10 protein-coding genes are annotated in these 13,631 nt (G+C 75.1%); 1 reads left to right on the plus strand and 9 read right to left on the minus strand.

Going from position 1 to position 13,631, the window contains the following annotated elements:
- The 7 genes from ACFW6A_RS36935 to ACFW6A_RS36965 all read right to left on the minus strand — a co-directional run.
- Positions 1-1,028, minus strand: a 1,028-nt coding sequence (locus tag ACFW6A_RS36935) for an adenosylhomocysteinase (RefSeq protein WP_386646148.1), incomplete at its 3' end; no start/stop codon positions are given.
- A 299-nt stretch (positions 1,029-1,327) separates the two neighbouring features.
- Positions 1,328-2,293 carry a cation diffusion facilitator family transporter gene (locus tag ACFW6A_RS36940; RefSeq protein WP_351854355.1) on the minus strand — a complete coding sequence of 322 codons (966 nt, stop codon included), beginning with the start codon at positions 2,291-2,293 and terminating at the stop codon, positions 1,328-1,330.
- A gap of 72 nt (positions 2,294-2,365) precedes the next feature.
- Positions 2,366-3,517 (minus strand): mannose-6-phosphate isomerase, class I, encoded by a 1,152-nt coding sequence (gene manA / locus ACFW6A_RS36945; protein ID WP_351854353.1) that lies wholly within the window; start codon positions 3,515-3,517, stop codon positions 2,366-2,368.
- A gap of 212 nt (positions 3,518-3,729) precedes the next feature.
- The gene (locus tag ACFW6A_RS36950) at positions 3,730-4,878 is read right to left on the minus strand and encodes an SIS domain-containing protein (RefSeq protein ID WP_351854350.1); all 1,149 of its coding nucleotides are present in this window, start codon (positions 4,876-4,878) and stop codon (positions 3,730-3,732) included.
- 153 nt (positions 4,879-5,031) lie between these two features.
- Positions 5,032-5,214, minus strand: coding sequence for a Trm112 family protein (locus ACFW6A_RS36955; protein WP_189853622.1), 183 nt, complete (start codon positions 5,212-5,214; stop codon positions 5,032-5,034).
- 102 nt (positions 5,215-5,316) lie between these two features.
- Complete coding sequence (locus ACFW6A_RS36960) at positions 5,317-6,684, minus strand: phosphomannomutase/phosphoglucomutase (protein WP_351854346.1); 1,368 nt, start codon at positions 6,682-6,684, stop codon at positions 5,317-5,319.
- 150 nt (positions 6,685-6,834) lie between these two features.
- Complete coding sequence (locus tag ACFW6A_RS36965; RefSeq protein WP_351854362.1) at positions 6,835-7,263, minus strand: DUF3499 domain-containing protein; 429 nt, start codon at positions 7,261-7,263, stop codon at positions 6,835-6,837.
- Positions 7,264-7,561: 298 nt separating this feature from the next.
- Between ACFW6A_RS36965 and ACFW6A_RS36970 the strand changes: the two genes are divergently transcribed.
- Positions 7,562-8,026: a metallopeptidase family protein gene (locus ACFW6A_RS36970; RefSeq protein WP_351854359.1), complete on the plus strand. Its 465-nt coding sequence runs from the start codon at positions 7,562-7,564 to the stop codon at positions 8,024-8,026.
- A gap of 31 nt (positions 8,027-8,057) precedes the next feature.
- Here the strand turns inward: ACFW6A_RS36970 and ACFW6A_RS36975 are convergent, their stop codons facing one another.
- Together ACFW6A_RS36975 and ACFW6A_RS36980 are read right to left on the minus strand one after the other, a co-directional pair.
- On the minus strand, positions 8,058-9,584 hold the full coding sequence (locus ACFW6A_RS36975) for a DUF5719 family protein (protein ID WP_386646153.1): 1,527 nt from the start codon (positions 9,582-9,584) through the stop codon (positions 8,058-8,060).
- Positions 9,581-13,375 carry a glycosyltransferase gene (locus tag ACFW6A_RS36980; protein WP_386483043.1) on the minus strand — a complete coding sequence of 1,265 codons (3,795 nt, stop codon included), beginning with the start codon at positions 13,373-13,375 and terminating at the stop codon, positions 9,581-9,583. The genes ACFW6A_RS36975 and ACFW6A_RS36980 overlap by 4 nt, the downstream gene beginning before the upstream one ends.
- Positions 13,376-13,631 lie beyond the last annotated feature (256 nt).

Consider the following 13,631-nt stretch of genomic DNA (forward strand, 5'->3'; position numbering starts at 1 on the left):
TGCTTCATCCGGGCGATGTCGGACGCCATGATGATGTCCTTGTTGCCCGTCGTCGTGATGAAGATGTCCGCCGTCTCCACCACCTCGTCCAGCGTCGTCACCTGGTAGCCGTCCATCGCCGCCTGCAGCGCGCAGATCGGATCGATCTCCGTCACGATCACCCGAGCACCCTGGCCCCGCAGCGACTCCGCACAGCCCTTGCCGACATCGCCGTAACCGCAGACCACGGCCGTCTTGCCACCGATCAAGACATCGGTCGCCCGGTTGATGCCGTCGATCAGGGAGTGACGGCAGCCGTACTTGTTGTCGAACTTCGACTTCGTCACGGCGTCGTTCACGTTGATCGCCGGGAAGAGCAGGGTGCCGGCCTGCATCATCTCGTAGAGGCGGTGGACACCGGTGGTGGTCTCCTCCGTGACGCCGCGGATGTCGGACGCCAGCTGGGTCCACTTCTGCGGGGACTCGGCGAGGGTGCGGTTGAGGAGGCGGAGGATGTAGCCGTACTCCTCGCTGTCCGCGGTGGCCGGGTCCGGGGCGGAGCCGGCCTTCTCGAACTCGACGCCCTTGTGGACGAGGAGGGTGGCGTCACCGCCGTCGTCGAGGATCATGTTCGGGCCGCCGGTGGGCGTGTTCGGCCAGGTGAGGGCCTGCTCGGTGCACCACCAGTACTCCTCCAGGGTCTCGCCCTTCCAGGCGAAGACCGGGACGCCCTGCGGGTTCTCCGGGGTGCCGTTCGGGCCGACGGCGATGGCCGCGGCGGCGTGGTCCTGGGTGGAGAAGATGTTGCAGGAGGCCCAGCGGACCTCGGCGCCGAGGGCGACGAGGGTCTCGATGAGGACGGCGGTCTGGACCGTCATGTGGAGGGAACCGGTGATGCGGGCGCCGGCGAGCGGCTGCGACTCGGCGTACTCGCGGCGGATCGCCATCAGGCCGGGCATCTCGTGCTCGGCGAGGGTGATCTCCTTGCGGCCGAAGACGGCCAGGGACAGGTCGGCGACCTTGAAGTCCTGCTGTGCGGCAGTCGTCATGGCGGGTGCTGCTCCTCGTGGGATCGCGTGATGAGGGTCGGTGATGGCGCCTGACACCGCGGTCGAGGCACCTGCGGGCACACGAATGCCCGGGTGGTTCGCGGTGCAGTCGTCGGAGGCCCTCTCTCCCTCGGCCGGTCCCCTGGGGGGCCGCCCGACCGCCATCAGCAGCGACGTCTGGCTCGTCACGAATCTACACCGGTCGGCGCACCGGCCGCAGGCCGCACGGCGAAGGCCCCCGGGTGCGCGGGGTGCGTCCCAGGGGCCTCGTCAGGGTGTTCTACGGGTGGTGCGGGGGTTCAGTGGCCGGTTCCGCCCGGGGTCTTGGCCGGGTCCGCGCCCTTGGCCGCGGCGGCGGCGTCGTAGATGTCCGGCTCCAGGTAGATGACCCGGGCGATCGGGACGGCGGCGCGGATGCGCTCCTCGGCGGCGTTGATGGCGGCGGCGACCTCGGTGGCGGTCTCGTCGTGCCGGACGGCGACCTTGGCGGCGACGAGGAGCTCCTCCGGGCCGAGGTGGAGGGTCCGCATGTGGATGAGGCGGGTGACGGACTCGCCGTCGACGACGGCGGCCTCGATCTTCTGCACGTCGTCGAGGCCGGCGGCCTCGCCGAGGAGGAGCGACTTGGTCTCCAGGGCGAGGACGATCGCGATGAGGATGAGCAGGACGCCGATGCAGAGGGTGCCGATGCCGTCCCAGATGCCGTCGCCGGTGAGGAGGGCGAGGCCGACGCCGCCGAGGGCGAGGACGAGGCCGACGAGGGCGCCGAGGTCCTCCAGGAGGACGACGGGCAGCTCGGGGGCCTTGGCGCGGCGGACGAACTGGGTCCAGGTCAGGCCGCCGCGGATCTGGTTCGACTCCTTGATGGCGGTGCGGAAGGAGAAGGACTCGGCGATGATCGCGAAGACGAGGACGCCGACGGGCCAGTACCAGGCCTCGATCGGGTGCGGGTCGTGGATCTTCTCGTAGCCCTCGTAGATGGCGAACATGCCGCCGACGGAGAAGAGGACGATGGAGACGAGGAAGGCGTAGATGTAGCGCTCGCGGCCGTAGCCGAAGGGGTGCTGGGGGGTGGCTTCGCGCTGGGCCTTCTTGCCGCCGAGCAGGAGCAGGCCCTGGTTGCCGGAGTCGGCGAGGGAGTGGACGCTCTCGGCGAGCATCGAGGACGAGCCACTGAAGAGGAACGCCACGAACTTGGCTGCGGCGATCGCGAGGTTGGCGGCGAGGGCCGCCACGATCGCCTTGGTTCCGCCTGACGCGCTCATGGGTCTGTCTGTTCCCTTCGTCGATGCTCCGGCCCGCTGACCGTGGCCGTGGTACGGCCGGTCATTGTTGCATCAGGCCACGACGGTGGCGCGGAACACGGTGCCCGGTCCCGAGAGTTCGACGGGCTCGCCGGCGGGGACGAAGACGGATTCGCCCGGGGCGAGGATGGTTTCGCCCGCTTTCGGGCGTCCCGCGGTGGCGAGCAGGATCTGCGGGGTGGCGGCGGTCAGGTCGGTGGGGGCGGCGCCCTCGGGGCGGACGAGGCGGGAGAGCCGGAACTCGTCGATGGGGGTGTCGTAGACCTCCTCCCCCGACGGGGACGCCTCGGGGCGCAGCACGCCGGGGTCGGCCGGTTCGAAGCGGACGACGCGGAGGAGTTCGGGGACGTCGACGTGCTTGGGGGTGAGGCCGCAGCGCAGGACGTTGTCGCTGTTGGCCATGATCTCGACGCCGAGGCCGGAGAGGTAGGCGTGCGGGACGCCGGCGCCCAGGTAGAGGGCTTCGCCGGGCTGGAGCGTGACGTGGTGGAGGAGCATCGCGGCGATGACGCCGGGGTCGCCGGGGAAGTGGTGGGCGAGGTCCGCGTACGGGGCGTGGGCGCCGCCGAGGCGGTCGGCGGCCGCGGCGGCCTCGGTGACGGTGCGCGCCATCTCGTCGTGGTCGGCGGTCAGCAGGGCGGTGAGGACCTCGCGGAGCGCGGCCTCCTCCGGGTGGGCGTGGAGCAGGTCCACGTACGGCTTGAGGGAGTCGACGCCGAGGGCGGCGAGGGTGTCGGCGGCCTCGGCGGGGGGACGGAAGCCGCAGAACCCCTCGAAGGGGGTGAGGGCGCAGATCAGTTCGGGCTTGTGGTTGTCGTCCTTGTACGTGCGGTGGGGGGCGTCGACGGGGATGCCGGCGGCCTCCTCTGCGGCGTGTCCGGCGCGGGCCTGCTCCAGGTCGGGGTGGACCTGGAGGGAGAGCGGGGCGCCGGCGGCGAGGAGCTTGAGGAGGAAGGGGAGGCGGGGGCCGAACTTGTCGACGGTGGGCCGGCCCAGTTCGCGTACGGGGTCGGCCTCGATGAGTTCGTTCAGCGGCCCGCGGGCGGTGAGCGAGGGGGCACCGGGGTGGGCGCCCATCCACATCTCGGCCTGCGGCTCGCCCGTGGGGGCGGTGCCGAGCAGGTCCGGGATGGCCGTCGTGGAACCCCAGGCGTAGGGACGGACGGTGTTGACGAGGCGTTCCATGGGGGGTTCCAGCTCCTCGGGGCGGTGACGGTGACGGTGCCAGACGACAGATGACAGGGGGAGGGTGACACGCGGGCGTCCGGGATCTGGCGTGCCGGTGTCCGGGGCCGTACGCCGGTGTGGCCCCGGGCGTCCGGCGGTCGGCCCCGTGGGGCGCGCCGGGTCCGGCGCGCCCGTGCCCCCGTGTCGTGCCGTGCGCCGGGGGCGGGGTGTCAGGGGGCCAGGTGGCCCGAGGTCGTCAGGGCGAGGTAGACGGCGGCGAAGTCGGTGACGGCGAGGAGTTCCGCGAGGGTCTCCAGCGCGTCGCCCTCCTCGGGTTCGAGTTCGCTGACGGCGGTGTCGTGTCCGAGGGCGAGTTCGCGGGCGGCGGGGGCGGCGCTGAGGCCGTCGGCCGGGCGGTCGCGGAGGAGGACGACGCGGGCGCGGGGGGCCTGGGCCTCGTCGACGCGGTCGCGGAAGAAGTCGTCGGGGTCGGCCGCGGCGGCGTAGGCGCCGGCGAGGAGGACGCCGTGGGCGGGGAGCGCCTCGGGGAGTTCGGCGGCGAGGGCGGGGAGGCCGGCGAGTTCGGCGAGGACGGCGGCGAAGCGGCGGCCGGCCGGGCCCGCGGCGTCGCCCTCGGTCCAGATGAGGGGGAGCGACTCGGCGAGTTCGGCGGCGAGGGTCTTGGCCGGGTTGGAGTAGGTGGCGATGGCGGGGCCGCAGCGTTCGGCGGTGCGGTCGAGCCGGTCGGCGACCCGTTCCAGTGCCTCGGGCGGGGCTTCGAGGAGGCCGACGCGGTCGAGGAGGGCGAGCAGCGGGGTGAAGAGGGCCCACAGGGCGCCGGGGCTGGCGGCGAGGTTCTCGCCGTACTCGTCGGGTTCCTCGTGGGGGGCCATCGCGAGGGGGACGAAGAGGCCGCGGGAGCCGCTGACGGCCTCGGAGAGCGGGGAGCCCTGGGGGGCGACGGCGACGACGGTGACGCCGCGGCGGTAGGCCTGTCCGGCGAGGAGCGCGAGGCCGGGTTCGGAGCCGTCGGTGGTGGGCAGCAGGAGCAGGTCCACGGGGCCGGCCCAGCCGGGCAGGGCCCAGCGCAGGGCGCCGGCGGCGGGGGCGACGCCGGTGGGGGCGAGGCGTACGACGGGGGCGGAGGCGCCGGCGAGGGCGCCGATCAGGTCGGCGACGCCGGCGGCGGCGGTGCCGGGGCCGGCGACGAGGACGGTGCGGGGGCGGCCCTCGGGGTGGAGGGCGGTGATGCCGGCCTCGGTGGCGTGGCGGGCGGCGGTCCTGACCCGGGCGCCGGCCTCGGCGGCGCCGCGGAGAAGGCCGCGGCGGTCGGCCAGGGCGAGGGCGTCCGGTGCGTCTAGCAGGGTCTCGTCCAGCATGGGCGGGGCCTCCGGGTGCGGGCGCGGGTGCGGTGCGGGCGCGACGGTGCGGTGCGGGCACTCGGGGTGGACGTCACAGGAGTCGGGCGCCGCCCTGGGGGGCGTGGTGCCCACCCGTTCCGCCCCAGCGGAACGACTGCCCACAACGTGGGCTCAGGCGGGGCGGCGGGCTTCGTCGACGAGGAGGACCGGGATGGCGTCCCGGACCGGGTAGGCGAGGCCGCAGTCGGGGGAGGTGCAGACCAGCTCGGGGGTCTCGTCCGCCGTGCGGTCGTTCAGCGGAGCGTGGCAGGCCGGGCAGGCCAGGATCTCCAGGAGGCCGGCTTCGAGCGGCATTGCGGTGTCCCTTCGTACCAAGTGATCGGTGCTGGTCAGCCTACCGCCGGGGGCGGGCGGACGCGGCTCGGCGAGCGGCGTCCGCCCGGCCCCGGCAGGGGGTCAGGAGGTGGCGCGGACGCGGGCGAGGACCTCGTCGCGGATCCTGGCCATGGTGGCCTCGTCGCGGGCCTCGACGTTGAGGCGGAGGAGGGGCTCGGTGTTGGACGGGCGGAGGTTGAACCACCAGTCGGCGGAGGTGACGGTGAGCCCGTCGAGCTCGTCGAGGGTGATGCCGTCCCGGTTCTCGTAGGCGGCCTTGATCTCGGCGGTCTTGGCGGTCTGGTCGGCGACGGTGGAGTTGATCTCGCCGGAGCCGGCGTAGCGGTCGTAGGAGGCGACCAGTTCGGACAGGGGGCCCTCCTGGCCGCCGAGGGCGGCGAGGACGTGGAGGGCGGCGAGCATGCCGGTGTCGGCGTTCCAGAAGTCCTTGAAGTAGTAGTGCGCCGAGTGCTCGCCGCCGAAGATCGCGCCGGTCTTCGCCATCTCCTCCTTGATGAAGGAGTGGCCGACGCGGGTGCGGACGGGGCTGCCGCCGTGTTCGCGGACGACCTCGGGGACGGACCAGGAGGTGATCAGGTTGTGGATGACCGTGCCGCCGGGGGTCTTGGCCAGTTCGCGGGCGGCGACGAGGGCGGTGATCGCGGAGGGGGAGACCGGCTCGCCGCGCTCGTCGACGACGAAGCAGCGGTCGGCGTCGCCGTCGAAGGCGAGGCCGAGGTCGGCGCCCTCGGCGCGGACGCGGGCCTGGAGGTCGACGATGTTCTTCGGGTCGAGGGGGTTGGCCTCGTGGTTCGGGAAGGTGCCGTCGAGTTCGAAGTACATCGGGACGGTGTCGAGCGGGAGGCCGGCGAAGACGGTGGGGACGGTGTGGCCGCCCATGCCGTTGCCGGCGTCGACGACGACCTTGAGCGGGCGGATCGCGGTGAGGTCGACGAGCGCCTTGAGGTGGGCGGCGTAGTCGGCGAGGGTGTCCCGCTCGGTGACGGTGCCGGGGGTGGCGGCGGCCTCGGGGGCGCCCTCCTCCAGCCAGCGCTCGGCGAGCTCGCGGATCTCGGAGAGGCCGGTGTCCTGGCCGACGGGGGCGGCGCCGGCGCGGCACATCTTGATGCCGTTGTACTGGGCCGGGTTGTGCGAGGCGGTGAACATCGCGCCGGGCAGACCGAGGCTGCCGGAGGCGAAGTACAGCTGGTCGGTGGAACAGAGCCCGATGAGGGTGACGTCGGCTCCGAGGCGGGCGGCGCCGCGCGCGAAGGCGCCGGAGAGGCCGGGCGACGAGGGGCGCATGTCGTGGCCGACGACGATGGCGTCGGCGCCGGTCACGCGGACGAAGGCGGCGCCGAAGAGTTCGGCGAGCTTCTCGTCCCACTGGTCCGGGACCACCCCGCGGACGTCGTACGCCTTCACGATCTGCGACAGATCGGCAGTCACGGATCCACCCTCCTGAGTTCTCGGCACGCGTGTGCGGTGCGTGTGCGGAACGCCAAAACTACCCGGAGTGGGCGGGAGGGCACGCGGACGGTGGCCTGTTGTGGCCCGAGTCGGACGCGTGTGGCGGTGGGGCGCCGGGGTGTCCGGGGCTCAGTTGTCGGGGGAGCGGAGGACGCGCAGGTGGCCCCGGCGGCCGACTTCCATGGGGTCGCCGCCGCGTCCGCCGGGCTTGCCGGCCTCGGCGGCGCGTTCCTGGGGGCGGGCGGCCTCGCGGACCGCGTTGGCCAGGGCCTCCAGGTCGTCGCCGCTGGGGCGGGTGGGGGCGGAGGCGTCGGAGAGCCGCACGACCTCCCAGCCGCGCGGGGCGGTGAGGCGCTCGCTGTGCTCGGCGCACAGGTCGTAGCAGTGGGGCTCGGCGTAGGTGGCGAGCGGGCCGAGGACCGCGGTCGAGTCGGCATAGACGTACGTCAGTGTCGCGACGGCAGGGCGGCCGCACGCGGTGCGCGAACAGCGACGTACAGGGCTCACGACGTTGGACGGTACCGCACTCTTGAGCGGGCCGCGACGACTCTCCCCCAGGTCACTCCACCGTGTCGCGGTGTGACGTCTGCCACCCCCCTTCGGGTGGCGGCCGTTCCGACCTGCGGCGAAGGGGGCGCAAGGGGGGTGGCACGGGGGGCGTTCCGGACAGGGAGGGGTGGGAATCCGGTCAGGTGCGGCCAGATGGCCGATCGCGAGGGGGTGCCGAATCGTTCCCCGGAGCGGCCGGAATGTTCAGGTTTCGACACCGGGCGGGGGCGGGAGGGGGCCGGACGCGGCGATCGGCGGGTCCGCGCCACCGTGCGGAGTGACCCAGGAGAGTTACGCTGCGTCAGTGATGGACACTCCTGTGCCGCCCGGTCAGCCGGGTCCCCCGCCCGGTTCCGGGGAGCCGTCGGCCGAGCCGCGGGTCCGCCGGCGCGACCGGCACGGCCGCGGGATGCGGGGGCCGGTCGCGCCGCCGCAGGTCCCGCTCTCCGTGAGCCGCGCGGACACCTTCCGCGATCTGGTGCTGGACTCGGTGGAGCGGCTGGAGCGGCGCTGGCCGCAGCTCCAGGACGTCGAGTTCATGATCATGGAGGTGCCGCCTGCGGTGTCGGGCGAGACGGTGCCGCTGGGCGGCTCGGTGCCGGCCGAGAAGCGGGAGCCCGCGAAGGTCGTCGTCTACCGGCGGCCGGTGGAGATCCGGTCCAAGAGCCGTGACGAGCGGGCGCTGCTGGTCCACGAGGTCGTGGTGGAGCAGGTCGCCGAGCTGCTGGGCCTCTCCCCCGAGTCGGTCGACCCCCGGTACGGGCAGGACTGACGGCCCGCCCGGACCGGGGTGCGCACCGGGGTCAGTCGTCGAGGACCGTCAGGTCCTGGCGGGCGGTGGGGACCCGGACGGTGCCCCGGTCGTCCACCAGCGTCTGGACGGTGAACATCGGGATGCCGTCCTCGGTGACGCTCAGGGTGCGCGCCGCGTAGACCGGCCCGCCGCCCGCGACGGGTTCGACGGTGACCGCGTAGGTGCCCTTGACGCCCTTCGGGGCGAGGTCGGTGAGGAGGGTCGTGGTGCCCGCCTTGAGGGAGACGGTGCGGGTGGCGGGGCTGCCGCCCTCCGTGCCGGCCGAGGCGGTGACCTTCACCTGGGCGGCCGCCTCGGGCGCGGTGAGCGTGAGGGCGGAGCCCTTGGGACGGTTGTCGGCGACGGTGGCGCGGTCGGTGACCGGGGCGGCGGCCGGGACGAAGGCCATCTCGGTGGCCGAGCCCTTGCCGCGGACGACCCGGAGCGCGGCCACGACCGGGACCTGCTTCTTGGGGTCGGTCGGGGTGAGCAGCAGGGCGGCGGGGGCTCCGCGGGTGAGGTCGGGCAGGTCGACGGAGGCGGTCATGCCGGACTTGACGTGCAGGGACTCGGCGGCGGTGGGGACGATCGTGCCGTTGGCGGTGACCAGCTGGATCTTCAGGTCGGCGTCGGCCTCGCCGGGGGCGAAGGCGACGAGGCGGACGCCGGTGGCGTCGCCGGGGATGCCGGGGAGGACCACGCGGGCCGCCGGGTCGGCGGAGGCGGCGAGCCAGTCGCTGCCCACGCCGTCGGCGGCGGAGCCGAGGGCGGCGCCGACGCGGCCGGTGCGGGTGGTGACGTGGGCCGTCAGGTTCTCCTGGGCGCCTTCGGCGAGGAGGGGGCCGAGGAGGACGGGGACGGTGGCGTGCGGGGGCACCTGGACGCCCTCGGGGATGGCGGTCTTCAGCTCGCCCTCGGGGCCGTACAGCTCGATGTCGGCGACGGCGAGGGTGTCGTCGGGGTTGGTGAGGTGGATGTAGTCGGCGCGGCCCTTGGCGGTGGAGGCGGCCGGGAACCAGAAGTCGGTGTCCGGGGCGGCGCAGTTCACCCCGAGGAGACCGCGGGCGGCGCCGGCCGGGACGAGGGTGGTCTGCTGCACGGTCCAGCCGGGGGCGAGGGTACCGGTGGCGGTGCCGGTGAGGCCGTGGCCGACGGCGCCGTCCGTCGCGACGGAGACGGGCTTGCCGGGGGTGGTGACGGAGGCGGGGGCCTTCGGGGCACCGGCCTTCTTGCCGGCGGGGGCGCTCGGGTTCTTGGCGATGCCGAGGACGGCGGTGGGCTTGGCGGCCGTGCCGCCGCCGGCGGGGGCCGGGGCGGCCGCGGTGCCGGGCGGGGTGTACGAGGTGACGAGCGTCTCGGCGATCTCGGAGGCGCTGGGGGCGGGGCAGAGCAGGCTGGTGCGCTCGACGGGGAGGCGGGCCGCCTGGGGGGCGGCGGCGGACGCGGCGGGATCGCCGGGGGCGGTCAGCGCGGCGAAGCCGGTGACGGCGGCGAGGGCGGTGGCGACCGCGATCAGGGAGAGGGTGGTGCGCTTCACTGGTTGCTGCTCCCGTCGGGACGCTGCTCGGTCTCGTGGCCCTGGCCGCCCTGCGGGTATCCGTAGTCGTAGCCGGCGGTGCCGTCGTAGGAGGGGTACGCCTGCGGGTCCCGGGGGTCGTAGCCCTGCGGGGCGCCCGGGTCGTAGCCCTGGGGGGCGGGGTGGCCGCCCTGGGGGTCGTAGCCCCGGTTCGGGTCGTAGCCCTGGTTCGGGTCGTACTCCCGGCCCTGGTCGTAGCCTCGGTTCGGGTCGTAGCCCTGGTTCGGGTCGTACTCCCGGCCCTGGTCGTAGCCCTGCCCGGGGTACGCGTACGCCTGCTGCTGGTACGGGTCGGCGTACTCCTGGGCGTAGCCCTGCTGGTCGTACGAGGGGGCGTACTGCTGCGGGGCGTGGGCCGGGTCCTGGCCCGCGGTGTCCCAGGCGTCGGCTTCGGCGGTCCGGCGGGCGGGGACGGCGGCGGGCTCGGCGTCGGGGGCGGCGGGCCACGCCTCGGTGCCGTCGGTCTCGGCGGCGGTCGCGGCGGCCGCCTCTGCCTCGGCGGCGGCGCGCAGCCGGCGGGCGCGGCGGCCGTCGCCGTCGGTGGCCTGGGCCGGGATGGCCGTCTCCTCCTCGGGCAGGTCGTCGTCGATCTCGCGGCGGCGGCCGGGCAGGGCGAGGACGACGAGGACGACGGCGAGGCCGAGCTGGGTCCAGATCCAGGCGGTGTGGGCGAGGGGCTCGTCGTAGGTGAGGTCGAGGCGGCCGCCGGCGGCGGGGAGCTGGAAGCCCTGGGCCCAGCCGTCGACGGTGGTCGGGGTGAGCGCGGTGCCGTCGAGGGTGGCGGTCCAGTTCTCGTCGGCGCGGTCGGCGATGCGCAGGACGCGGCCCGTGGGGCCCGCGGGGACGTCGGCGTGGGCCTCGACGGGGCCGGCGGGGACGGGGACGGGGAGGGCGGCGCCCTCCGCGGCGGCGTCCGCGGCGCCGGCCTTGGCGGCGGGCGGGACGATCATCACCCGGGCGATCTCGCGGTCGACCCGCCAGAGCGCGGCGCCGTCGAGCTGGCTGAGGCGGGAGAGGCCGGGGGTGGTGTCGAGGACGCGGCTCATCTGGCGCGGCGAGCCGTCCTTCACCAGCAGGTACCGGATGGCGAAGGCGCTGAGTTCCCGGGTCTGGTCGGCGCCGGAGCCGGCGACCAGCTTGGCGACGACGGCGTCGAGGCGCGGGTCGGGCTCGGCGGTGCCGGTCAGTTCGGCGTCGCCGAGGCGGGCGCCGGAACCGCGGACCAGGGTGTAGTCGACCGCGCCGGGCGAGGTACCGGAGAGCACCAGGGTGCGGGGCTGGTCCTCCTGGCCGCTCTCCTCGGCGACGAAGGCGGGGACCTGGACGGGGTCGCGGCGGGTCAGCGGACCGTCGGCGCCGCCGATCATCCAGCCGGCGGCGGCGACGGCGGGGCCGAGGGCGCAGGCGAGGGCGATCAGGGCGGCGACGGGCTGGCGCCAGCCGAAGCCGTGGGCGGCGACGCGGGTGCGGCCGCCCTCGGCGCCGAGCATGCCGGCGGCGATGAGGGCGGCGCCGTAGACGAGGGTGGCGGGGCCGGCCCAGCCGGTGCCGCCGGCGCCGTTGGACAGGGCGGCGAAGAGGAGGCCGGCGAGGGCGGCGGTCCAGGCGGCGAGGACGGCGAGGCGGCGCTCCTCGCGCAGGAGCGCGGCGAGCGCGGCGAGGACCAGGCCGAGGAGGAGGAGTCCGCCGGTGGTGCCGGGGCCGCCGGGGCTGCTCGCGAGCAGGTCGACGGCGGAGGCGGTGCCGGTGCGCAGGTCGAGGCCGGCCTCGTGGAGGAAGGCGGAGGGGTCGGTCAGCAGGGAGAGCGACCAGGGGGCCAGGGCGAGGATCGGGGTGCCGACGGCGGCCAGGAAGCGGAGCCCGTAGGCGGTGATGTCGTCGCGGCGGACGGCGAGGACGCCGAGGCCGAGGAGGACCGCGAGCGGCCACACGACCGGGGTGAAGGCGGTGGTGACGGTGAGCAGCAGCGCGTAGGCCCAGGTGGCGCGCCAGCTGCCGCGGTCGGGGCGGTGGAAGCCGTGGGCGGCGACGGCGGCGCGGGCCGTGGGCGGGAGGAGGACGGCGAGGACCGCGGTGCCGAGCCGGCCGGTGGCGAGGGCGCCGGTGGCGGCGGGCAGGAAGGCGTAGGCGACGGCGCCCCAGGCGAGCAGGAGGCGGGAGCCGACGAGGCCGCGGGCCGAGAGGTAGGCGGTGAAGCCGGCGAGCGGGACCGAGCAGACGAGCAGGACGGTCAGCGCGGTGGAGGTGGAGCCGAGGAAGAGCGCGGAGAGCGCGGCGAGGATGCCGAGGTAGGGCGGGGCGCTCTGGGTGCCGCCGGTGCCGAGGGTGTGCCACGCGTCCGCGTAGCGGCCCCACAGGTCGGAGACGGTGTCGGGGGCGGGCAGCAGGACGCCGCCGGCGAGGGAGCCGCCTGCGAAGAGGTTGCGGCAGGCGACGAGGGAGACGACGAGGAGGAGGGCGAAGAGGACCGGTCCCGGCTTGCGGGCGATCTTCTTCAGGCGGGCGAACTGCTCGATCTCCAGGAAGTCGGCGTCGTCGCCGCCGGGGCCGGACTCGACGGCGCCGTGGCGGGAGCCGGAGTCGGAGTCGTCGGCGCCGAAGTGGGAGGCGAGCTGTTCGGCGGCGGCGCGGACGGTGGCGCCGGGCGGCGGGAAGAGGGGCCGGAGTTCGGCCGCCGGGATCTCGGGGTTCTTGCGCCGCTTGCGGGCGGCGAGGACCTTCTCGGGCCGCAGCAGGGTGGCGAGCAGGCCCATGATCTCGTCGACGGCCTGGCCGGGGGCCTTGCCGACGAGGAGGCCGAGGGTGCGCAGGACGGTGCCGAGGACGAGCCGGAGGAAGACGTAGGGGAGGGCGCGGCCGGAGGAGTTGGCCAGCAGGGTGTAGACGGCGGCGGCCTTGTCGACGCGGTGCGGGCTGGCGGCGGTGCGGCCGGCGCAGTCGACGGAGCGGCGCTCGCGGGCGGAGGCCTCGGCGTGCCGCAGGACGGCGTCGGGGGCGACGAGGACGCGGTGGCCGGCGGAGTGGGCGCGCCAGCAGAGGTCGACGTCGTCGCGCATGAGGGGCAGGCGGCGGTCGAAGCCGCCGAGCTCCTCGAAGACGTCGCGGCGGATCAGCATGCCGGCGGTGGAGACGGAGAGGACGGGGCGGATCTGGTCGTGCTGGCCCTGGTCCTGCTCGCGGCGGTCGAGGCCGGTCCAGCGGCGGCCGCTGCGGGCGATCGTGACGCCGGCTTCGAGGAGCTGCTTGCGGTCGTACCAGCCGCGCAGCTTGGGGCCGATGACGGCGGCGTACGCGTCGGAGTCGGCGACGCGCAGGAGTTCGGCGAGGGCGCCGGGCTCGGGGGCGCAGTCGTCGTGCAGCAGCCAGAGCCACTGGACCGGCTCGCCGTGCGGGAGGTCGGGGAGGTCGTAGGCCTCGTCGTTCCAGGTCCGGCTGACGGGGTCCCAGCCGCTGGGGCGCTTGAGGTAGGGCAGGTCCTCGGGTCCGAGCAGGGGTGCGGTGCGGACGGCCTCGTCGACGGCGGCGCCGAAGCCGGTGCGGCGCGCGAGGTGCAGGACGCGGTCGGCGCCGACGGCTTCGGCGACGAGCTGCGCGGACTCGTCGGCGCTGCCGGTGTCGGCGGCGATCACGCCCTGCACCGGGCGCTCCTGGGCGAGCAGCCCGGAGAGCGCGTCGGGCAGCCAGCGGGCTCCGTCGTGGGTGACGAGCACGGCGGTGACGACGTGCCTGGGGAACTCAGGAGTTGAGGACATCGAGCTACGGGCCCTCCGGCCGGGGTCGCCCGCGGTGGGGCGTGGGAGCGGCTTGGACGGAGGCCCACACTAGTGGCTGCGGGCGCGGGGGCCGGTCGGCGCGGGTCCCGGGGGCGGGCGTGGGGGCCGGTCGGCGCGGGTCCCGGGGACGGGTGCGGGACCGGTCGGCACAGGTCCCCGGGGCGAGGGGGCGCCGCCTTGGGGTGGCTTGGCCGTCCGTTTCTGCCCGAGGGCCTCGTGCAGGGGTTCCGGGTGG

This window comes from Streptomyces sp. NPDC058758 (assembly GCF_042746075.1).
Taxonomy (GTDB): domain Bacteria; phylum Actinomycetota; class Actinomycetes; order Streptomycetales; family Streptomycetaceae; genus Streptomyces.